This is a genomic window from Pseudomonas sp. NFR09 (assembly GCF_900111535.1).
Classification (GTDB): domain Bacteria; phylum Pseudomonadota; class Gammaproteobacteria; order Pseudomonadales; family Pseudomonadaceae; genus Aquipseudomonas; species Aquipseudomonas extremorientalis.
The window spans coordinates 397924-419427 of record NZ_FOIH01000002.1 but is presented as its reverse complement, the minus strand read 5'-3'; the positions used below and the strand labels follow the sequence as shown (position 1 = coordinate 419427).

The window sequence follows — 21504 nt, the reverse complement described above, 5'->3', positions numbered from 1 at the left end:
GAATCGCTATGCAGATCGGAACCGTACTGCTTCTTTTCGTGGGGCTGGCCATCGCCATCCTGTTCATGGGCTTCAAGGTGGTCCCCCAGGGCTACCAATGGACGGTCGAGCGTTTCGGCCGTTACACCAATACCCTCAAGCCTGGCTTGAACATCATCATCCCGGTCATGGACCGCATCGGTCGCAAGATCAACGTGATGGAAAGCGTACTGGATATCCCGCCCCAGGAAGTCATCACCGCCGACAACGCCACCGTGCAGATCGACGCCGTGTGCTTTTTCCAGGTGGTCAACACCGCCCAGGCCGCCTACGAGGTGAACAACCTCGAACACGCCATCCGCAACCTGCTGCAAACCAACATCCGTACCGTGCTCGGCTCCATGGAACTGGATGCCATGCTCAGCCAGCGTGACGGCATCAACGAAAAACTGCTGAAGACCGTGGACGAAGCCACCGCGCCATGGGGGATCAAGATCACCCGTATCGAGATCAAGGACATCAGCCCGCCCGCCGACCTGATGGCCGCGATGTCGGGCCAGATGAAAGCCGAACGGATCAAGCGTGCGCAGATCCTCGAAGCCGAGGGCCTGCGCGCCTCGGCGATCCTGACGGCCGAAGGCAAGAAGCAGGCACAGATTCTCGAGGCCGAAGGTAGCCGCCAGGCGGCGTTCCTTGAATCCGAAGCCCGTGAGCGTCAGGCCGAAGCCGAAGCCCGCGCCACACAGGTGGTATCGGAAGCAATCGCGTCGGGCAACGTGCAGGCGGTCAATTACTTCGTCGCACAGAAATACATCGACGCCCTGGGCAAGCTGGCTTCGGCCAACAACAGCAAGGTCATCCTGATGCCGCTGGAAGCCAGCCAGGTGATCGGCGCAGTTGGCGGTATCGGCGAGATCGTCAAGGCAACGTTCGACAACAAGAAAGGCTGAGGCCAGCGCCATGTGGGATTTCCTGCAGCATCTGTCGTTCTGGGATTGGCTGGCACTGGGCACGGTACTGCTGATTCTTGAGGTATTCGGCGCTGGCGGTTACCTGTTGTGGATGGGTATCGCCGCGGCGGCCGTGGGCGTGATCAAGTTCCTGGTGCCACCCCTGGGGCTGGAATGGCAACTCCTGCTGTTTGCCGTGTTGTCGATAATGACGGCGGTGTACTGGTGGAAACGTCAGCGCAGCAGCGCCAAGGCCAGCGACCAGCCGGGGCTCAACGAACGCGGCTCCGAGCTGATCGGCCGCACCTTCGTGGTGCACCAGGCGATTGTGGATGGCCGGGGCAAGGTGAAAGTCGGTGATGGCGTGTGGATGGTGACCGGCCCGGACAGCCCCGTAGGCGCTCAAGTACGGGTGGTTGGCCAGGAAGGCGTGGTGTTAAGGGTTGAAACTGTTTAGTCAGTGATGGAACTCGATTGGGCTAACTACAATCATAAAGTACAGATAACCCACCCGGAGTCACCCATCATGCGTCTCAAATATGCTGTCGCAACCCTTGCTGTGCTTTCCCTCCCTGTCGGATCAGCCATGGCCGACAGTTTCTGGCGCAATGTCATCTCGTCCGGCGCCACTACCGGCTCGACGTACCTGACCTTCAAGGACCACAAGCTGGTGGTCGCTGCACAAGACGACGCAGGCAGCTTCGTTGCCAGCGACGGCGGCATCCGTGGTCCATACCTGGAAGCAGCAATGCAGAAAGTTCGCGCTGATAACCCTGGTCTGCAGGCCACGGACATGGAGTTGGCCAACGCCATCCTTGCGAAAAATGCTGTCACCGAGTGATTCCATCGCTCTGAAAAATGCCGCTGTTGAAGCGGCATTTTTTTGTCCACGTTTTTCCCCGCGCATGACAATTCATTCACGGGCGACAGGCTATATTCAGTCAACCCGTGCAACCATGCCGGTACTGATACCTCGCTTACTCATCGCCAACCTGAAACGGATGCCTTCGTCGTCATGAGCCAACTGCCCTTCCTGCCGTTTTCCAAACCCACCATTGATGAAGCCACCATTGCAGCGGTCGGCGATGTACTGCGCTCGGGCTGGATAACCAGCGGGCCGAAGGTCCAGGCATTCGAGGCGCAGTTGTCGGAGTACTTTGGCGGTAGGCCGGTGCGCACCTTCAACTCGGGCACCTGCACCATGGAGATTGCCTTGCGCATTGCCGGCATCGGTCCGGGCGATGAAGTCATCACCACGCCAATCTCTTGGGTGGCCACGGCCAACGTGATCCTGGAAGTGGGCGCTACGCCGGTGTTTGCCGATATTGACCCGGTGACCCGCAATATCGACCTGTCCCAGGTGGAAGCGGCGATTACCCCGCGCACCAAGGCGATCATCCCGGTCTACCTGGCCGGCCTGCCCCTGGATATGCCGATGCTGTATGCACTGGCGAACAAGTACAACCTGCGCATTATCGAAGATGCGGCGCAGGCGCTGGGTTCCAGCTGGGATGGCGAGCGTATTGGCGCCACCGGGGATTTTGTGTCGTTCAGTTTCCAGGCCAACAAGAACATCACCTCTTCCGAGGGCGGCTGCCTGGTGTTGAACAACGCCGAAGAGGCACGGCTGGCGGAAAAATACCGCCTGCAGGGCGTTACCCGCACCGGCTTCGACGGCCTCGACGTGGATGTATTGGGCGGCAAGTTCAACATGACCGACATCGCCGCCGCCATTGGCCTGGGGCAATTTGCCCATATCGAGCAGATCACTGCTCACCGCCAGAACCTGGCGCGGCACTACTTCAAATGCTTTGGCAGTGACTTTGAAGAGCAGTACGGCGCACAACTGCCGCCGGCAGACTTCGAGAACAGCAACTGGCACCTGTTTCAACTGGTGCTGCCGGAACGTCAAGACGGTCTGCCAGCCCGCGCCACCTTCATGGAGCAGATGCAGGCTCATGGCGTCGGCATTGGCTATCACTACCCGCCGATCCACCTGCTGAGCCTTTATCGGGCACAAGGGTTCAAGGAAGGCATGTTCCCGGTAGCGGAGAGAGTGGGGCGTTTGATCGTGTCGTTGCCGATGTTTACAGCGATGACAGAGGCGGATGTGGAGCGGTCGGTGGCAGCCGTGAAGGCGGTTCTACAGCCCTGAAAACACATTGCGGGAGCCGTTTGACCGGCTCCCGCAACAGGATCACTCGCCGATGGCGGCTTTGTAGCCGGCAGCATCCAGCAATTTATCCAGATCAGCCGGGTTGCTTGGCTTGAGCTTGAAGATCCAAGCGCCGTAGGGATCAGAGTTCAGCAGCTCCGGGCTACCACTCAGTTCTTCGTTGACGGCAATCACTTCGCCTGCAACCGGGGCGTAGATATCCGAGGCGGCCTTGACCGACTCAACCACACCCGCCTGGCCAGTCGCGTCAAACTGGGCGCCCACTTCGGCCAACTCAACAAACACCACATCACCCAACGCTTCCTGGGCATGGTCGGAAATACCGACGGTCACGGTGCCGTCAGCTTCCAGGCGTGCCCATTCGTGGCTTTCGGCAAAACGCAGGTCGGCAGGGATATCGCTCATAGTCTGTGTCCTCAAGAAGTAATGTCAGCGGCCTTCGGCCTGCCGGAAATAGGTTAGATCAAGGTTTTGCCATGGCGCACGAAGGTCGGTTTGACCACTCGAACCGGGTACCACTTGCCGCGGATTTCCACTTCGGCCCGATCAGCGGTTGCCGTCGGTACACGCGCCAGCGCAATGGATTTGCTCAGCGTAGGAGAGAAACTACCACTGGTGATCTCCCCTTCGCCAATATTGGCGATACGAACCACCTGGTGAGCACGCAAAACCCCGCGTTCTTCCAGCACCAGCCCGACCAGTTTGAACTGCACACCAGCTGCTTTTTCCGCTTCCAGTGCGGTGCGGCCAATGAAATTACGCTCGGCCGGTTCCCAGGCGATGCTCCAGGCCATATTCGACGCCAGGGGCGAAACCTCCTGGTGGATGTCCTGGCCGTACAGGTTCATGCCCGCTTCCAGGCGCAAGGTATCGCGGGCGCCGAGGCCGATGGGTGAAATACCAGCGCCCACCAGGTCATTGAAAAAGCCCGGTGCCTGATCGGCAGGCAGGACAATTTCCAGGCCGTCTTCGCCGGTGTACCCGGTACGTGCGATAAACCAGTCACCATCGGCGCGGCCTTCGAAGGGCTTGAGCTGGTGAATCAGGTTGCTGCGCGATTGAGTGACCAGCTCAGCGATCTTCTGCCGGGCGTGGGGGCCTTGGATGGCCAGCATCGCCAACTCGGCGCGCTCATGCAGTTGCACCTGATAGTCGCCCAGTTGCGCGTGCATCCAGGCCATATCCTGGTCGCGGGTGGCGGCGTTGACCACCAGCCGATAGGCGGCCTCGGTTCGGTAGACAATCATGTCGTCCACCACGCCGCCCTGCTCGTTGAGCATGGCGCTGTACAACGCACGGCCGCAGTCGTGCAGGCGTTCGACATCATTGGCCAGCAGGTGCTGCAGCCACTCCTTGGCCTGGGGGCCGCTGACATCGATCACGGTCATATGAGATACATCGAACACCCCGCAGTCGCGTCGCACCTGATGGTGCTCCTCAACTTGCGAGCCGTAGTGCAGAGGCATATCCCAACCGCCAAAATCGACCATTTTCGCGCCGAGGGCGAGATGCAGGTCATACAGAGGCGTACGCTGTCCCATGGGTTTCTCCTTCCGGGCTTGGCGAAGGTGCGCGGAGCGACTGTCCGCGCTGAACACCTTGATTCACAAGGCCTGCAGCCACGTCCAGCGACCCGCTCCAAAAGACGAAGCGCACCGAATGCCGCGCATTGTAGCCGCAAGCCGTAGGACTGGCACCTAACCGATTTGCCGTGCAGAGCGTCGGATGAGCCCGATCACGGGCAACAGGCCCACCAGCACCAGGGTCAACGCCGGCAAAGAGGCCCGTGCCCACTCGCCTTCGCTGGTCATTTCAAAGATCCGCACCGCCAGCGTGTCCCAGCCGAACGGGCGCATCAGCAAGGTGGCAGGCATTTCCTTGAGCACATCGACAAACACCAGGAGTGCTGCGCTCAACGTCCCCGGCAACAGCAACGGGAGATACACTTTGCAAAACAGTCGTGGACCACTGACGCCAAGGCTGCGTGCAGCTTCCGGCAGGGACGGACGGATACGCGCCAGGCTGTTTTCCAACGGCCCATAGGCCACCGCCAGGAAACGCACCAGATACGCCAGCACCAACGCCGACAGGCTGCCCAGCAACAACGGCTTGCCCGCCCCGCCGAGCCAGCCGGACAGCGGCACCACCAGTTCACGGTCCAGATAGCTGAACGCCAACATGATCGATACCGCCAGCACCGAGCCCGGCAAGGCATAGCCAACGTTGGCCAGGCTGATACCGGAACGGATCGCCCGTGTCGGCGCCAGGCGGTTGGCGAACGCCAGTACCAGCGCCACGCTGACCGTGATCAAGGCCGCGATGCCGCCCAGGTAAAGCGTATGGAGGATCAGGCCCGAATAGCGCTCATCCAGATCGAAGCGGCCGCGCTGCCAGAACCAGGCCACCAGTTGCAGCATCGGGATGACAAACGCGCAGGCGAACACCAACCCGCACCAACTGCTGGCTGCGGCCGCCTTGACCCCGCGCAGGTGGTACAACGCCTTGCCCCGTGGCCGCTCATTGCCCGGCCGGCTGGCGCCGCGGGCGCGCCGCTCGCCGTACAGCACCAGCATCACCACCAGCAGCAACAGGCTGGCCAGTTGGGCGGCGCTGGAAAGACTGAAGAAGCCGTACCACGTCTTGTAGATGGCGGTGGTGAACGTATCGAAGTTGAACACCGAGACCGCGCCGAAATCCGCCAGGGTTTCCATCAACGCCAAGGCGACTCCAGCCCCAATCGCCGGGCGCGCCATGGGCAGAGCCACGTGCCAGAACGCTCGCCATGGCGATTGCCCGAGCACCCGCGCGGCCTCCATCAGGCCTTTGCCCTGGGCCAGGAATGCGGTGCGCGCCAATAGATAAACATAGGGATAGAACACCAGGACCAGAACGATGATCACACCGCCGGTGGAGCGCACCCGTGGCAGGCGCAGCCCGGTGCCGAACCATTCACGCAACAGGGTTTGCACGGGGCCGGAGAAGTCCAGCAGGCCGACAAATACAAAGGCCAGCACATAGGCAGGAATGGCGAACGGCAACATCAGTGCCCAATCGAGCCAGCGTCGTCCGGGGAATTCGCAGAGGCTGGTCAGCCAGGCCAGGCTGACGCCCAATAGGGTCACGCCAATGCCGACGCCCAGCACCAGGATGAGCGTGTTGCCCAGCAGGCGCGGCATCTGGGTTTCCCACAGGTGCGACCAGACCTGTGCATCGATACTTTGCCAGGACAGCAACAGCACGCTCAGCGGCAACAGCACCAGGGCGGCGACGGTAAAGACCGGCAGGTACCAGCGGCGTTGGGCGGGGTGGGCCAAAGTCAGCTCTCAATGAATGTCTTAAATTCAACTCAATCCAATGTGGGAGGGGGCTTGCGCCCGATGGCGGTGGATCTGTCCATGATGAGTGAACTGATATATCCCGCTATCGGGGACAAGCCCCCTCCCACATTTTGACCCGTAGTGTGTCAGTTCCAGCCGGCGCGATCCATCAACCGAATAGCCTCAGCCTGGCGCTTGCCCGCGACTTCCACCGGCAAGGTATCCGCGACGAACTTGCCCCACGTCGCCACTTCGGCTGACGGCGGCACCGCCGGGTTGGCCGGGAACTCCTGGTTCACGTCGGCAAAGATCTTCTGCGCCTCAGGCGTGGTCATCCACTCCACCAGCGCCTTGGCGGCTTCCGGATGCGGCGCGTGCTGGGTCAGGCCGATACCCGACAGGTTCACGTGCACGCCACGGTCACCCTGGTTCGGCCAGAACAGCTTCACGGCCAGGTCCGGCTTCTGCTTGTGCAGGCGGCCATAGTAGTAGGTGTTGACGATACCCACGTCGCACTGCCCGGCGTTGATGGCTTCGAGCACGGCGATGTCATCGGAGAACACGTCGGTGGACAGGTTGTTGACCCAACCCTTGACGATCTCTTCGGTCTTGGCCGCGCCGTGGGTTTCGATCAGGGTGGCGGTCAGCGACTGGTTGTAGACCTTTTTCGCCGTACGCAGGCACAGGCGGCCTTCCCATTGTTTGTCGGCCAGGGCTTCGTAGGTGGTGAGGTCACCCGGTTTTACCCGGTCGGTGGAATAGGCGATGGTGCGTGCGCGCAGGCTCAAGCCGGTCCAGGTGTGTTTTGACGAGCGATATTGCAGGGGAATGTTCTTGTCGATCACCGGGGAGGTGAACGGTTGCAGGATACCCATCTGCTCGGCCTGCCAGAGGTTGCCGGCATCGACGGTGAGCAACAGGTCGGCGGTTGCGTTTGCGCCCTCGGCCTTGATGCGCTGCATCAGCGGCGCTTCCTTGTCGGTGATGAACTTGACCTGCACGCCGGTTTTTTGGGTGTAGGCGTCGAAGACCGGCTTGATCAGCTCATCGATACGCGAGGAGTAGACCACCACTTCGTCGGCGGCCTGCACGGTGGTGCTGCCGATCAGGGTGAGTGCCAGGGCAGTCAGGAGGCGCTTGGGTGCCAACATGGGTGCGGTCTCTCATTTGCAAAAAGAGGGCAAATGATAAGGACTCACATTTGGTAGCGCTCGGTGGAGGCGTTACCAGATGTTGCATGACGGATATTGCTTGTAGGCTGATGGCCTCATCGGGGGCAAGCCCCCTCCCACAAGGGGTCGCATTTCAATATCAGGGTTTGGCAAGGTCCGGGAGATCGCCAGTCAGGCCGAGAGCCTGGCGTACGAACACGGCCTTGGCCTCGGGCATCTGGTCGACCATCTTCAGCCCGGCGTTGCGCAGACAGCGCAGCGGTAGTTGATCGGCCTGGAACAACCGCTCAAAGCCCTCCATCGCCGCCATCAGCGCCAGGTTATGCGGCATGCGTCGACGCTCGTATCGGCTCAGCACCTTCACGTCCGCCAGGCGCTCGCCGCGCTCGGTCGCCGCCAACAAGACTTCAGCCAATGTCGCCGCATCAAGGAAGCCCAGGTTCACGCCCTGCCCCGCCAATGGGTGGATGACGTGGGCCGCGTCGCCGATCAATGCCAGGCCTTCGGCCACGTAGCGTTTGGCGTGGCGCTGACGCAACGGGACGCACACGCGCGGGTCGGCGCTCAGCACCGCACCAAGGCGCCCTTCAAAGGCGCGTTCCAGTTCACGGCAGAAACGTTCATCATCCAGCGCCATCAAGCGCTCGGACTCGGCCGGCGTGGTCGACCAGACGATCGAACACCAATCCTCATGCCCATCCCGCACCAGCGGCAAAAATGCCAGCGGGCCGGTATCGGTAAAGCGTTGCCACGCCGTACGCTGATGCGGCTGGCTGCTGCGCACGCTGGTAACGATGGCGTTATGCAGATAATCCCATTCGCGGGTGGCAGTGCCGGTCAGGCGGCGTACGGCGGAGTTGGCACCATCGGCGGCCACCACCAGCGGCGCGCGCAATTTGCGCCCGTCGGCCAGGGTCAGCAGCCAGTCATCGCCGGAGCGGCGCATCTGTTCCAGGCGCGCATTGGCCAGCAGGCCCAGGTCGCAGTCGTGCAGACGGTCGAGCAAGGCATCCTGCACCACGCGGTTCTCGACGATATGCCCGAGCACCTCGGCATGTACGCTGGCCGCCGAGAAGTGGATCTGCCCGGTGCCGCTGCCGTCCCACACCTGCATCTCGCCATAAGGGCTGGCGCGGCGCGACAGGATGCCGTCCCACACGCCCAGACGTTCGAGGATGCGTTGGCTGGCAGCCGACAAGGCGCTCACGCGGGGTTCAAACGCCGCGTCACGGTCGAACGGCTTGACGCTCAGCGGGCTGCCGTCGAGCAGCAGCACCTGCAGGCCGCTGCCCTGCAACGCCAGCGCCAGGGCGCTTCCGACCATTCCGGCCCCGACAATCAGCACATCTGCGCGCATATCCATGCTTTAAGCCTGTCTCACTGGCGGCTTGCGCCGCACGTAAAGGGTTTTTTCGACCCGCGCCACCAGGGTGCCGGAGCCGTCATGAATCTGCACCTCGAGGTGGGGCAGGTACTTCTCGCCACCTTCGGTGTGTCGACGGATCTCGTCCAGCAAGGTCTCGTCGATGGAGAATTCGGCATACACCGGACCTTTGCCGGGCGAAATGAAATCGATACTCGCAGCCTTGTCCCACACGATGTAGTCGCGGCCCAGGTTCTCCATCAGCATCAACATGTAGAACGGGTCAACCATCGAGTACAGGCTGCCGCCGAATTGCGTGCCGACATAGTTGCGGTTGTACCAGCCCAGGCCCATGCGCACTTTGACGTGACGGAAATCGGCGCTCATGTGCTGCACGCTGACCCCCGCGCCCAGATACGGCGGGTACAGGGTCATGATCCAACGCAACAACCGCGCCTTGCCCAGACGCGCGATCAACCACTTACGCATCGGGGCGCGTGCCCAGGCCCATGGCCTGCCGGGCGAACCAGCGCTTGGCCGGCGGCAACAGGTCCAGGCCCAGCAAACCCAGGTTGCGCCCCACCGCGACCAACGGTTGGGCGCTGGCAAACAGGCGGGTGACCTGGTCGGAGAAGCCCACGGTCAGGCTCTGGTCCAGGCGCTGGCGCTCGCGATAGCCCTGCAAGGTGGCTAAATCACCCGGCACTTGCGGCCCGGCCAGCAAGGCCTCGGCCAGGGCATTCGCGTCACGCAGGGACAGGTTGAAGCCTTGCCCGGCAATCGGGTGCAGGCTGTGGGCGGCATTGCCAAGGATCGCCAGGTGCGAACGCACCTGCTCCTCGGCTTCCACCAGCGTCAGCGGATACAGGTGGCGGGCACCGACCTGCTTGAGGGTGCCCAGGCGATAGCCGAACACACCCTGCAATTCACTCAGGAAACTGCGCTCATCGAGACTGGCCAGGCGCTGCGCATCCATGCCGATGCGGGTCCAGACCAGCGCGCAGCGGTTGTCTGGCAGCGGCAGCAAGGCCATCGGGCCTTCATCGGTGAAGCGCTCGAACGCCTCGCCGTTGTGGGCTTCGCTGGGGGTGATGTTGGCGATCAGCGCGCTCTGATTGTACGGGCGGGTTTTCACGCCAATGCCCAATTGCTCGCGCAGGCCGGAGCGGCCGCCGTCGGCCAGTACGGCAAGATCACACTCCAGCACGGTTTCATCATTGAGGGTCAGGCGGTAGCCATCGGGCAGCGGCTCCATGCGTGTGACCTCGGCCGGGCAACGCCAGCTGACCACGTCTTTGTCCAGGCCTTGCCACAGGCATTGGCCCAGCCAGGCGTTTTCCACCACGTAGCCGAGGGCCGGCACGCCCTCCTCCATCGCGGACAGACGTGCAGTGGAGAAACGCCCACGGTCGGACACATGGATCTGCTTGATCGGCTCGGCGCGGCGGGAAATGTCCTGCCACAGGCCCAGGCGCTGATAGATCTGCCGGGCGCCGAAGGACAGCGCCGACGAACGTGCATCGTAGCTCGGCTGGTAGCTGTCGCCCGGCGCGAAGGGTTCGATCAGCACGATCTTCCAGCCACGGGCCCTGGCCCCGGCCTGCAACGCCAGTGCCAGGCTGGCACCCACCAGGCCGCCGCCGATGATCGCCAGGTTAACCCGGCTCATCGGGCAGCCGCCATCAGCGCTTCGATGTCGGCGACGGTCTTGGGCACACCGCCGGTCAGGATTTCACAGCCTTGCTTGGTCACTACCACGTCGTCCTCGATGCGTACGCCAATGCCACGCCATTTCTTTGCCACGTTCTGGTTGTCCGGCGAAATGTAGATCCCCGGCTCCACGGTCAACGCCATGCCGACTTCCAGCACACGCCATTCACCGCCCACTTTGTATTCGCCCACATCATGTACATCCATGCCCAGCCAATGGCCGGCGCGGTGCATGTAAAACGCCTTATAGGCTTCGCTGGCGATCAGTTCGTCGACGTCACCCTGCAACAATCCCAGCTTGACCAACCCGGCGGTGATGACGTGCACGGTCGCCTCATGGGCCTGGTTCCAATGCTTGTCCGGGGCGATCTCGGCGAAGGCCGCTTCCTGGGAGGCCAGCACAATCTCGTAGATCGCCTTTTGTTCCGGCGAGAACTTGCCATTGACCGGCCAGGTGCGGGTGATGTCGCTGGCATAGCAGTCGATCTCGCAACCGGCGTCGATCAGCACCAGGTCGCCGTCCTTGAGCACCGCATCATTCTGCTGGTAATGCAGGATGCAGCTGTTGCGCCCGGCAGCGACGATGGAGCCATAGGCCGGCATTTTTGCGCCGCCCTTGCGAAACTCGTAATCAAGCTCGGCTTCCAGGCTGAACTCATACAGCCCGGCCCGGCTGGCCTGCATCGCCTTCACGTGGGCCGCGCAGGAGATTCGCGCCGCCTCGCGCATCACTTTCACTTCCGCCGCCGATTTATACAGGCGCATGTCGTGCAACAGATGATCCAGCGCAACGAATTCGTTCGGTGGCTGGGCGCCCAGGTGGGCTTTGGAGCGGATCACGTTGATCCATTCCATCAGGTGCCGGTCGAACTCCGCATTGCTGCCCATGGCCGAGTACACCCGGTCGCGGCCTTCGATGAGGCCGGGCAGGATGTCGTCGATATCGGTGATGGGGAAGGCATCGTCGGCGCCAAAGTCACGGATTGCGCCTTCGGTGCCGGCGCGCAGGCCGTCCCACAGTTCGCGTTCGGCGTTGCGTTCGCGGCAGAACAGCACGTACTCGCCGTGCTGGCGACCGGGCATCAGCACGATCACCGCTTCCGGCTCGGGGAAGCCGCTCAGGTACTGGAAGTCGCTGTCCTGGCGGTAGACGTGCTCGACATCACGGTTGCGGATCGCCACGGCGGCGGCCGGCAGGATCGCGATGCTGTTGGGTTCCATCTGCGCCATGAGCGCCTTGCGGCGCCGGGTGTATTCCGCTTTCGGGATATGGATCATGGGCAGATGGATTTCCTTTCTTAGTGCAGCGACGGCTTGGGTGCAGCCGGCTCAGCCGATTTTTTGGTCTCGGTGAACAGCAGCAGCGGCGCGACGCGCAGGTATTCCATCACTTCCATGTAGTCGCCCTCACCGTCTTCGGACTCTTCCAGGGCGTCTTGCACCTGGGAGATGGCTGCCAGGTCCTGCAGCACTTCCTTGGCGTCGGTGCTCAGTTCCAGGCCGCCGGCGTTCACGCCGAAGCCGTGGAGGAAGCCCTGGCACCATTGGCCCAGTGCGGCGGCACGCTCGGTAAGCGGCGCGTCGTCGGTCGGCAGCAGCAGGACCACGGTGACGTCATCACCGGTCAGCTCGCCCTTGACCATCTCTTGCAGGCCGATCAGCGCGTTGCGCACGTTGTCGGTCGGTTCGGTTTCCAGCAGCTCGGCCACGTCGGCCAGCCAGTTGTCGGCATCAAAGCCGACGCCGGTACAGCTACGGCCCAGCAACACGCCGTGCAGTTCGGCTGGTGAGCAGGGGTGGCCGCTGGCGCTCAGCAGTTTGGAGAAAGCATCGTACGGGGAGTTCTGAATAGGCATGGTGAGCTAGGCGCCAGACGGCGCAATGTCTAGAATGGAGCGCTGTATCCTAGCACCGGCAGACGTACCAAGACTATCAAGGGCGTCAGATCGTTTATCCTGCAGTTGCCATTCATCAGACAAATCCAGTGGAACCCAATGGAAGACACCGACCTGCAAGCGCTGATGGCCAGACTCGAATTGCTAATTACTCGGGTCGAGCAACTTAAGAGTCAAAACGGACTCCTATTAGCTCAGGAAAAGACCTGGCGCGAGGAACGCGCTCACCTCATTGAAAAAAACGAAATCGCCCGGCGTAAGGTCGAATCGATGATTTCGCGCCTGAAGGCCCTGGAGCAAGACTCATGAGTTCAAGCAATAGCGTCACCGTGCAGATCCTCGACAAAGAATATTCGATCATCTGCCCCCAGGAAGAGCGCAACAACCTGGTGAGCGCCGCCCGCTACCTGGATGGCAAGATGCGTGAAATCCGCAGCAGCGGCAAAGTCATCGGCGCTGACCGCATCGCCGTGATGGCCGCCCTGAACATTACCCACGATCTGCTGCATAAGCAGGAACGCCCTGACGTGCAGGCCAGCGGCTCGACGCGTGAGCAGGTGCGTGACTTGCTGGAACGTGTCGATCTGGTGCTTTCCAGCGACCCGGAAGCACCCAAGGGCTGATTGCCGCGACGGTTTAAGGTATACTCGCCCCACTCCCTGGCGTGTTTGCCAGTCGGCGATGTCCCTGAGCCGATTCGCACTACCCTGGAAGTTGCACGTTGGGCTGGTGTGCATGTCCGCTAGACGGAAAGCCTTAAAGCCTACTGCATCTTCCACCTTGAACTTTCGGGTTCAAGGGCTAAGTCGACAGCGGCTCTGTCGGGGAGCCTGAATTCCCAAACTCAATGCCAGTCTCCGGACTGGCATTGTTTTATGAGCCGAAACCATGACCGAACCTGCGCCGCTTTCCCGTCCGCAACTTCGACGCATGTTGCGCAAAGCCCGCCGCGCCCTCACGCCGAGCGAGCAGCGCAAGGCCGCCCAGGGCCTGTATCGGCAACTGGCACAGCATCCGCTGTTTCGCCGGGCCAAGCATATTTCTTTGTATCTACCGACGGACGGTGAAATCGATCCGCGCTTGCTGCTGCGTGCAGCACAGCGCCGGGGCAAAGCCACCTACCTGCCGGTACTCAGCGCCTGGCCCCGCACCAAGATGGTGTTTCAACAGGTGAGACCTGGGGAAAAGCTGCTGCCCAATCGCTTTCGCATCCTGGAACCACGGGTGAATATCAGCCGCCAACGCAACGTCTGGGCGCTGGACCTGGTGCTGCTGCCGTTGGTGGGGTTCGATGATGTCGGCGGACGCCTGGGCATGGGTGGCGGGTTCTACGACCGCAGCCTGGCTTATCTGGCGCGCCGCCGGAGCTGGCGCAAGCCAACGCTGCTGGGCCTGGCCCATGAATGTCAGAAGGTCGGTCGATTGGCACAGGCAAGCTGGGATGTGCCGTTGGCGGGCACCGTCACCGATAAGCATTGGTATATTGCGAAGACGCCACTGGAGTCAGCGGCGCCTTGAAGAAGGGTCAGCGCTTGAACGGTTGCGGCTGCTGCTGAGCCAGTTCAACGGGCGCATCGGTCTTGTTCGACCACAAGCTTTGGGCATACCCGGTGGTCACGACGCCCAGACCAAACAAAATCACCAAAATCCATAGTAAATCCGGTTTACGTTGCATCGATTGCCCCCCTTCAGGCATCTCGTACACGATGACAACAACGTTCCAAAGTAGTCCGTTGCAGCTGCGTCAAGCTTTAAAAGCCGGCATTCTGCGGTAACGTGAACCAACACGCAAACCTTGGCGCCAACCGACTGTCGGTTTGTCATTAAATTGCAGGACAACTTGCCCACTGCTTATTTCAGGAGCCCGAAAATGGCCTATTGGCTGATGAAATCCGAGCCCGACGAACTCTCCATCAAAGGCCTGGAAAAACTCGGCGAAGCCCGCTGGGACGGGGTGCGCAATTACCAGGCGCGTAACTTCCTGCGGGCCATGGCGGTGGGTGACGAGTTTTTCTTCTATCACTCCAGTTGCCCGGAGCCGGGTATTGCCGGCATCGGCAAAATCATCGAGGCGGCCTATCCGGACCCCACCGCGCTGGAGCCCGAAAGCCACTACTTCGACGCCAAGGCCAGCCCGGAAAAAAATCCGTGGAGCGCGATCAACGTCGCCCATGTCCAGACCTTTCCCAAGGTGCTCGGCCTGGGCTATCTCAAACAGCAAACGGCCCTTGCCGAATTGCCTCTGGTGCAAAAAGGCAGCCGGCTTTCGGTGATGCCCGTCACGCCCGAGCAATGGGCCGCCGTCATCAAGTTGATTTGACTGACCGGCGTCAACGCCGCACCGGGGCAAACCGCTCACACTAGGACGCTAACGCCGCAGGAAGCAGCCATGTCGACGAACCACCACACCTCCCGCCTATTCGCCGTTGCCCTCATCGCCCTGTTGCTGGGTGCCGGCGGCTTCGGTTATTGGCGCTCCACCCAGGACCGCCTGCCCGAAGGCCTGAGCATGGGCAATGGGCGCCTGGAATCCACCGAAGTGCAGATCGCTGCCAAGATCCCCGGGCGCCTGGCCGAAGTGCGGGTAGACGAAGGCGATAAGGTGCTCAAAGGCCAACTGCTCGCGCGCATGGACACCCGCACCCTCGAAGCCCAACGCGCCCAGGCCGAGGCCGAAGTGCTGCGCGCCAAGGAAAACTTCGCCGCTGCCGAGGCCAACGTACAACTGCGCCAGAGCGAACAATTGCTGGCCAACCAGGAACTCAAGCGCACCCAGGAGCTGTACAAGCGCGGCTTCGCCAGCAGCCAGTTGATCGACCAGCAGCAAGCCCGGCAGAACACCGGCAACGCCGCGGTGACTGCCGCCCAGGCCCAGGTCAATTCGGTGAAAGCCGCGATTGGCGCCGCCCAGGCCCAGGTCGCCCAGCTCACCAGCGAGATCGACGACAGCAGCCTGCGCGCGCCCATCGACGGAATCATCCAGCTGCGCCTGGCCGAGCCCGGCGAAGTGCTCGGCGCGGGTGGCCGCGTGCTGCTACTGATCGATCCTAATGATCAGTACATGAACCTCTACCTGCCCGCTTCCGTGACCGGCCGCCTCACCGTCGGCAGCGACGCACGCATCCTGCTCGACGCCCTGCCCGACCAGCCGCTGCCGGCCAGGATCAGCTTCGTCGCCGCCAAATCCCAGTTCACCCCCAAGGAAGTGGAAACCCGCGACGAACGCCAGAAACTGGTGTTCCGCGTCAAACTGCGCCTGACCCAACCCAGCGCCGTGCCCCAGGCCAAACCGGGCATGCCCGGCGCCGGTTATGTGCGCACGGCTGACATTGACTGGCCGGCCAACTTGCAATGACCGCCCTGGCGCTGCAGGCCACGGGGATCCATCATCGCTACGGCAAGCAACAGGCCCTGGTTGATATCGCTTTCAGCCTGCCGGCTGGTACGCGCTGCGGGTTGATCGGCCCGGATGGCGCAGGCAAGTCGAGCCTCCTGGGCTTGATCGCCGGGGTTAAAAAGCTCCAGGACGGCCAGTTGCAGGTGCTCGGCGGCGCCATCGAAGATCGCCGCCACCGCAACAGCCTGTACCCGCGCATTGCCTTTATGCCCCAGGGTTTGGGCGGCAACCTGTACCCCGAGCTGTCCATCAGCGAAAACATCCGCTTTTTTGCCACGCTGTTCGGCCTGTCCCAAGCCGATTGCGACCAGCGCATGCACAACCTGCTGCTGGCCACCGACCTCGCGCGTTTCGCCGAACGCCCGGCGGGCAAGCTCTCCGGTGGCATGAAGCAGAAGCTCGGTTTGTGCTGCGCGCTGATCCACGACCCGGACCTGCTGATCCTCGACGAACCCACCACCGGCGTCGATCCGCTGTCACGTCGGCGCTTCTGGGAACTGGTCGACAGCGTACGCAGCGAACGCCCGCAACTGACGCTGCTGGTGGCCACGGCCTACATGGAAGAGGCCGAGCAGTTCGAACACTGCCTGATGCTCGATCGCGGCAAGCTGATCGCCGATGGCCTGAGCAGCGACTTGGCCGCCGCGACACCCAGCGGCAAGCTGGACGAAGCCTTCACCCACTTCCAGGGTGACAGTGCTCACGACAACCAGCCGCTGGTGATCCCGCCGAGGCAAAGCGACAACACCGATATCGCCATCGAGGCCCATGACCTGACCCTGCGTTTTGGCGATTTCACCGCAGTGAACAAGGTCAGCTTCGCCATTGGTCGCGGCGAGATCTTCGGCTTCCTCGGCTCCAACGGCTGCGGCAAGACCACCACCATGAAAGTCCTCACCGGGCTGATGCCGGCCACCGAGGGCAGCGCGACGCTTCTGGGCAACCCGGTGAACGCCAAGGACCTGGCCACCCGCAAGCGCGTGGGTTTCATGTCGCAAAGCTTCTCGCTGTACGGCGAACTCAGCGTGCGCCAGAACCTGGTGCTGCATGCGCAACTGTTCGACCTGCCCAAGGCGGACAGCGGCCCGCGCATCGATGAGCTGATCCAGCGTTTCGACCTCGGTAACGTCGCCGAGCAACCGTCCGGCGAGCTGCCCTTGGGCCTGCGCCAACGCTTGTCATTGGCGGTGGCGGTGCTGCATCGTCCGGAAGTGCTGATTCTCGACGAGCCCACCTCGGGCGTCGACCCGGCCGCGCGGGATGACTTCTGGCGATTGCTGATCAAGCTGTCCCGCGAGCAAGGCGTGACCATCTTCCTGTCCACCCACTTCATGAACGAAGCCCAGCGCTGCGACCGCATCTCCCTGATGCACGCGGGCAAGGTGCTGGCCTGCGATACGCCGGATGCGCTGCAACAGCAATTCCACGGCGATACGTTGGAAGCGGCGTTCGTCACCTGCCTGGAGCACGCCCAGGGCGAAGCCGAGCCTACCGTGCCCGCCAAGACTGTCAGCGAAACCAGCACACCGCCCATGAGTAAACGTGGGTTCAGCCTGGCCCGCCTGGTGGCCGTAGCCAGCCGCGAAGGCAAGGAACTGCTGCGCGACAGAGTGCGCATGGCCTTCGCCCTGCTGGGGGCGATGTTCATGATGGTGATCTTCGGCTATGGCATTTCCCTGGATGTGGAAAACCTCGCCTTCGCCGTCTACGACCAGGACCAGACGCCGCAAAGCCGCGCCTACCTGGAGGCGTTTCGCAGTTCGCGCTATTTCGCCGAGCAAGCGCCGATCCAGGACTCGACTGAACTGCACCGGCGCCTGCAACGTTCAGAAATCAAACTGGCCCTGGAGATCCCGCCTGGTTTTGGCCGCGATCTCTATGCCGGCCGCCAGCCTACGGTGGCCGCGTGGCTGGAAGGCGGCATGCCGTTTCGCGCGGAAACCAGCCGTAACTATGTCGAGGCCGTGCATCAGGAGAACCTGCAGCAACTGGCCGAACTGAGCAGCCTGCCGCGCAACACCCCGGCCGCCGCCAGGCTGGAAACGCGCTTTCGCTATAACCAGGACGTGGTCAGCGTGAATGCCATCGGCCCCGGCGTGATGGCGCTGATCCTGGCATTTATCCCGGCCATGCTCACCGCGCTCGGCATCGTGCGCGAAAAGGAGTTGGGCTCGATCACCAACTTCTACGCCACGCCGCTGACCCGACTGGAGTTCCTGCTCGGCAAACAGGCACCGTACCTGGCCGTGAGCCTGGTCAACCTGGCGGTATTGGTGGCGATGAACCGCTGGCTGTTCGGCGTACCCTTCAAGGGCAGCGCCCTCACCCTGGCGTTCGGCGGCCTGCTCTACGTGCTGGCGACCACCAGCATGGGCCTGCTGATTTCGGCCTTCACCCGTACGCAGATCGCGGCGATCCTCGGCACCATGATCATCACCAGCTTGCCGACGATCCAGTTCTCCGGGCTGATCGTGCCGCGCTCGTCCCTGGAGGGCGCGGCGGCCTTGATGGGTATGTTGTTTCCGGCGGGGCACTTCCTGGATATTGCCGTGGGCACCTTCACCAAGGCCCTGGACCTGCGCCAGTTGTGGCCCCAGTGCCTGGCGCTGTTCGGGTTCTTCGTCGGGTTTACCGGGCTGAGCCTGGTCATGCTCAAGAAGCAGGAGGCCTGATGCATAAGTTCGCGCACATTCTGCGGCTGGGAATCAAGGAACTGACCAGCCTGCGCCACGACAGCGTATTGCTGCTGTTTCTGTTCTACGCCTTCACCGTCGCCATCTATATGCCCGCCGCCGGTTCGGTGATCGGTGTGCACAATGCCAGCGTAGCGTTTGTCGATGAAGACCACAGCGCCCTCTCACGGCAGATGGCCGAAGCGCTGCAACCGCCCGAATTCCAGGCGCCTGCACCGTTGGCCTATGACCAATTGGACAGGGTCATGGACAGCGGCAAGTACACCTTCGTAATCAATGTGCCGGCGAACTTCCAGGCTGACCTGTTGGCGGGGCGCCAGCCGGGGGTGCAGGTGAATGTGGATGCCACGGCGATGAGCCAGGCGTTCATGGGGGCGGGCTACATCGGGCGGATTTTCCAGCGGGAACTGCTGACCTACAGCGGACAAGCCGATGCCGCCAGCCGGGCACCCGCGCAGCTCACTACCCGGGCGCTGTTCAACACCAATCTGGAGGGCGGCTGGTTCCTGGCGGTGATCCAGATCGTCAACAACATCACCATCCTCGCCATTATCCTCACCGGCACTGCCCTGCTGCGTGAGCGTGAACACGGCACCCTCGACCACCTGCTGGTGCTGCCGCTGACGGCGCTGGAAATCATGCTGGCAAAAATCTGGAGCAACATGCTGGTGGTGGTGCTGTGCACCTGGCTGTCGCTGGAGGTGGTGGTCAGAGGCTTGCTCGGTGTACCACTGGCCGGATCGCTGGGGTTATTCCTGTTCGTGACAGCGCTGTACCTGTTTGCCAGCACGGCGCTGGGGATTTTCCTCGCCACGCTCGCCCGTTCGACGCCGCAATTCGGCCTGCTGGCAATTCCGGTGATTATCCCGATGCTGTTGCTCTCAGGCGGCAGTACGCCGCTGGACAGCATGCCCGAGTGGTTGCAGTGGGTGATGCAGGGGTCGCCGTCGACGCATTTTGTGAGTTTGAGTGCGGCGATTCTGTTTCGTGATGCGGGGGTGAGCGTGGTGTGGCCGGACTTGCTGGCGCTGGCGGGGATTGGGTTGGTGTTTTTTGTGGTGGCGTTGGCGCGGTTCAGGAAAAGCCTGGCGTCCTGAGGCGCCTGTACCGCCGTCATCGGGGGCAAGCCCCCTCCCACATTTGATCGCATTCCAACTGTGGGAGGGGGCTTGCCCCCGATAGTCGCGTAGCGACTTATTGGATGATCAGGTTATTGAACAACAGGTCTTCCACCACCGGCTTGCCGGTCTCATCGCTCATCACTTGCTGGGTTTGCTTCAACGCTTCCTGGCGCAGTTTTTCCTTGCCCTCGACGGTGCTCATCGCCTCATTGGTCTGCTGGGTGAACAGCGCCACCAACTGGTTACGGATCAACGCATCGTTGGCTTTGACGGCGGCGGCCGCTTCGGTGCCGGTCACGCGCAGGGCGATGTCGGCCTTGAACACCTTGAGTTTCGCCGTGCCATCCAGGCCGTAGTTGCCCACGAACGGCGGGCTCAGGCTGATATAGCTGACCTTCGGCGCCTCGCCTTCTTTGGCTTCTTCGGCCTGGGCCGCCATCGGCAAGGTCAGGGCCAGCATCAACAGGATCCACGCTTTCACAGTTCATTCCTCACATTCGGTTGCCGGGTAGCATAACGCTAGCAAGGCAGAGCACAAGCTTATGGCGGCTTATCAGGCCTGGGCATGCTCGTTGACCCACGGGCGTACCCTCCTACACTTATCGGCCACGACGCCAAAAGGAATAGTCCGATGAAAGCTGTGCTGTGCAAAGCCTTCGGCCCTGCCGAAACCCTGGTGCTGGAAGATGTCGCAAGCCCTGCGATCAAGAAGAACGAAATCCTGCTGGACGTGCACGCGGCCGGGGTCAACTTCCCGGATACGCTGATCATCGAGGGCAAGTACCAGTTCAAGCCGCCCTTTCCGTTCTCGCCGGGTGGCGAGGCGGCAGGCGTGGTCAGTGAAGTGGGCGAAAAAGTCGGCCACTTGAAAGTCGGTGACCGGGTCATGGCGCTGACCGGCTGGGGCAGCTTTGCCGAACAGGTCGCGGTGCCGGGCTATAACGTACTGCCGATCCCGCCGAGCATGGATTTCAACACCGCCGCCGCGTTCAGCATGACCTACGGCACGTCGATGCACGCGCTCAAGCAACGGGCCAACCCGCAAGCCGGCGAAACCCTGCTGGTGCTCGGCGCTTCCGGCGGTGTGGGCCTGGCCGCCGTGGAAATCGGCAAAGCCATGGGCGCCCGTGTGATCGCCGCCGCCAGCAGCGCCGACAAACTCGCGGTGGCCAAGGCCGCCGGCGCCGATGAGTTGATCAACTACAGCGAAACCAGCCTGAAAGACGAGATCAAGCGCCTCACGGACGGCAATGGCGCCGATGTGATCTACGACCCGGTGGGCGGCGACCTGTTTGACCAGGCCATCCGCGCCATCGCCTGGAACGGCCGCTTGCTGGTGGTGGGGTTTGCCAGCGGGCGCATTCCGGAGTTGCCGGTGAACCTGGCGCTGCTCAAGGGCGCGGCGGTGGTAGGGGTGTTCTGGGGTTCGTTCGCTCAGCGCCAGCCGCAGGATAATGCGGCGAACTTCCAGCAGTTGTTCACCTGGTACGGCGAGGGCAAGTTGAAGCCGTTGGTGTCGCAGGTGTATCCGCTGGAACAGGCCGCCCAGGCAATCAATGATCTGGGGCAGCGCAAGGCGGTTGGTAAAGTGGTCGTCCAGACTCGATAAAAAATTTGAAATAGGGTCAATGTGGGAGGGGCAAGCCCCTCTCACACATTTTGATCTCCGGTGTTCGTAAGGGAACATTCATTAGGGTTCATTTCTTGTTGTTTACAGATAAGAGGCGATGC

Annotated in this window: 23 protein-coding genes and 1 other RNA gene; 13 read left to right on the top strand and 11 right to left on the bottom strand. The window is 62.2% G+C overall.

The features are described from left to right. Window positions 1-8 precede the first annotated feature (8 nt). From BMX59_RS05880 to BMX59_RS05865, 4 genes are all read left to right on the top strand, one after another. Window positions 9-929 (top strand): SPFH domain-containing protein, encoded by a 921-nt coding sequence (locus BMX59_RS05880; protein ID WP_010207363.1) that lies wholly within the window; start codon window positions 9-11, stop codon window positions 927-929. 10 nt (window positions 930-939) lie between these two features. After that, window positions 940-1386 carry an NfeD family protein gene (locus tag BMX59_RS05875; RefSeq protein ID WP_071490443.1) on the top strand — a complete coding sequence of 149 codons (447 nt, stop codon included), beginning with the start codon at window positions 940-942 and terminating at the stop codon, window positions 1384-1386. A gap of 69 nt (window positions 1387-1455) precedes the next feature. Further along, window positions 1456-1770, top strand: coding sequence for a DUF2388 domain-containing protein (locus BMX59_RS05870; RefSeq protein ID WP_003176799.1), 315 nt, complete (start codon window positions 1456-1458; stop codon window positions 1768-1770). 174 nt (window positions 1771-1944) lie between these two features. Beyond that, window positions 1945-3084 carry a DegT/DnrJ/EryC1/StrS family aminotransferase gene (locus tag BMX59_RS05865; RefSeq protein WP_093120513.1) on the top strand — a complete coding sequence of 380 codons (1140 nt, stop codon included), beginning with the start codon at window positions 1945-1947 and terminating at the stop codon, window positions 3082-3084. Window positions 3085-3126: 42 nt separating this feature from the next. Here BMX59_RS05865 and gcvH read toward each other — a convergent pair whose 3' ends face one another. The 9 genes from gcvH to BMX59_RS05820 form a co-directional block, all read right to left on the bottom strand. Further along, window positions 3127-3510, bottom strand: a complete 384-nt coding sequence (gcvH, locus tag BMX59_RS05860; RefSeq protein ID WP_071490445.1) for a glycine cleavage system protein GcvH — start codon at window positions 3508-3510, stop codon at window positions 3127-3129. 53 nt (window positions 3511-3563) lie between these two features. After that, window positions 3564-4646 (bottom strand): glycine cleavage system aminomethyltransferase GcvT, encoded by a 1083-nt coding sequence (gcvT, locus tag BMX59_RS05855; protein WP_093120511.1) that lies wholly within the window; start codon window positions 4644-4646, stop codon window positions 3564-3566. A 156-nt stretch (window positions 4647-4802) separates the two neighbouring features. Beyond that, the gene (locus tag BMX59_RS05850) at window positions 4803-6419 is read right to left on the bottom strand and encodes an ABC transporter permease (RefSeq protein ID WP_092241776.1); all 1617 of its coding nucleotides are present in this window, start codon (window positions 6417-6419) and stop codon (window positions 4803-4805) included. 149 nt (window positions 6420-6568) lie between these two features. Then, window positions 6569-7573 (bottom strand): extracellular solute-binding protein, encoded by a 1005-nt coding sequence (locus BMX59_RS05845; RefSeq protein WP_071490448.1) that lies wholly within the window; start codon window positions 7571-7573, stop codon window positions 6569-6571. 160 nt (window positions 7574-7733) lie between these two features. Next, on the bottom strand, window positions 7734-8951 hold the full coding sequence (locus BMX59_RS05840) for a 2-octaprenyl-3-methyl-6-methoxy-1,4-benzoquinol hydroxylase (protein WP_175486661.1): 1218 nt from the start codon (window positions 8949-8951) through the stop codon (window positions 7734-7736). Between the two features lie 9 nt (window positions 8952-8960). Next, window positions 8961-9446: a DUF4442 domain-containing protein gene (locus BMX59_RS05835; RefSeq protein WP_093120504.1), complete on the bottom strand. Its 486-nt coding sequence runs from the start codon at window positions 9444-9446 to the stop codon at window positions 8961-8963. After that, window positions 9439-10626, bottom strand: coding sequence for a 2-octaprenyl-6-methoxyphenyl hydroxylase (ubiH, locus tag BMX59_RS05830; protein ID WP_093120501.1), 1188 nt, complete (start codon window positions 10624-10626; stop codon window positions 9439-9441). The genes BMX59_RS05835 and ubiH overlap by 8 nt, the downstream gene beginning before the upstream one ends. Then, the gene (pepP, locus tag BMX59_RS05825; RefSeq protein ID WP_071490452.1) at window positions 10623-11945 is read right to left on the bottom strand and encodes a Xaa-Pro aminopeptidase; all 1323 of its coding nucleotides are present in this window, start codon (window positions 11943-11945) and stop codon (window positions 10623-10625) included. Before pepP ends, ubiH begins: the two co-directional genes overlap by 4 nt. 20 nt (window positions 11946-11965) lie before the next feature. Then, window positions 11966-12523 (bottom strand): YecA/YgfB family protein, encoded by a 558-nt coding sequence (locus tag BMX59_RS05820; RefSeq protein WP_058426458.1) that lies wholly within the window; start codon window positions 12521-12523, stop codon window positions 11966-11968. 138 nt (window positions 12524-12661) lie between these two features. Here BMX59_RS05820 and BMX59_RS05815 point away from each other — a divergent pair, with 138 nt between their 5' ends. The 4 genes from BMX59_RS05815 (at window position 12662) to BMX59_RS05800 (ending at window position 14080) form a co-directional block, all read left to right on the top strand. Beyond that, window positions 12662-12871: a TIGR02449 family protein gene (locus tag BMX59_RS05815; RefSeq protein WP_007982902.1), complete on the top strand. Its 210-nt coding sequence runs from the start codon at window positions 12662-12664 to the stop codon at window positions 12869-12871. Continuing rightward, window positions 12868-13185 (top strand): cell division protein ZapA, encoded by a 318-nt coding sequence (locus tag BMX59_RS05810; protein ID WP_058426457.1) that lies wholly within the window; start codon window positions 12868-12870, stop codon window positions 13183-13185. The genes BMX59_RS05815 and BMX59_RS05810 overlap by 4 nt, the downstream gene beginning before the upstream one ends. Window positions 13186-13215: 30 nt before the next feature. Beyond that, window positions 13216-13394, top strand: a non-coding RNA gene (ssrS, locus tag BMX59_RS05805) — 6S RNA. Window positions 13395-13450: 56 nt separating this feature from the next. After that, window positions 13451-14080, top strand: coding sequence for a 5-formyltetrahydrofolate cyclo-ligase (locus BMX59_RS05800; RefSeq protein ID WP_093120499.1), 630 nt, complete (start codon window positions 13451-13453; stop codon window positions 14078-14080). A 7-nt stretch (window positions 14081-14087) separates the two neighbouring features. Here BMX59_RS05800 and BMX59_RS30410 read toward each other — a convergent pair whose 3' ends face one another. Beyond that, complete coding sequence (locus tag BMX59_RS30410) at window positions 14088-14237, bottom strand: hypothetical protein (RefSeq protein WP_010207387.1); 150 nt, start codon at window positions 14235-14237, stop codon at window positions 14088-14090. Between the two features lie 195 nt (window positions 14238-14432). Here BMX59_RS30410 and BMX59_RS05790 point away from each other — a divergent pair, with 195 nt between their 5' ends. From BMX59_RS05790 to BMX59_RS05775, 4 genes are all read left to right on the top strand, one after another. Beyond that, window positions 14433-14882: an EVE domain-containing protein gene (locus BMX59_RS05790; protein WP_093120496.1), complete on the top strand. Its 450-nt coding sequence runs from the start codon at window positions 14433-14435 to the stop codon at window positions 14880-14882. A gap of 69 nt (window positions 14883-14951) precedes the next feature. Beyond that, entirely contained in the window at window positions 14952-15917 is a 966-nt protein-coding gene (locus tag BMX59_RS05785) for an HlyD family secretion protein (RefSeq protein WP_093120494.1), read from the top strand. After that, a complete protein-coding gene (gene rbbA, locus BMX59_RS05780; protein ID WP_093120491.1) occupies window positions 15914-18631 on the top strand; it encodes a ribosome-associated ATPase/putative transporter RbbA in 2718 nt (905 codons plus the stop codon). Before BMX59_RS05785 ends, rbbA begins: the two co-directional genes overlap by 4 nt. Further along, a complete protein-coding gene (locus BMX59_RS05775) occupies window positions 18631-19749 on the top strand; it encodes an ABC transporter permease (RefSeq protein WP_092241763.1) in 1119 nt (372 codons plus the stop codon). The genes rbbA and BMX59_RS05775 overlap by 1 nt, the downstream gene beginning before the upstream one ends. Before the next feature lie 97 nt (window positions 19750-19846). On the opposite strand, the gene BMX59_RS05770 is transcribed toward BMX59_RS05775, so the two are convergent. After that, the gene (locus tag BMX59_RS05770) at window positions 19847-20254 is read right to left on the bottom strand and encodes a flagellar basal body-associated protein FliL (RefSeq protein WP_093120488.1); all 408 of its coding nucleotides are present in this window, start codon (window positions 20252-20254) and stop codon (window positions 19847-19849) included. 150 nt (window positions 20255-20404) lie between these two features. Here BMX59_RS05770 and BMX59_RS05765 point away from each other — a divergent pair, with 150 nt between their 5' ends. Then, the gene (locus BMX59_RS05765; protein WP_093120485.1) at window positions 20405-21382 is read left to right on the top strand and encodes an NADPH:quinone oxidoreductase family protein; all 978 of its coding nucleotides are present in this window, start codon (window positions 20405-20407) and stop codon (window positions 21380-21382) included. Window positions 21383-21504 lie beyond the last annotated feature (122 nt).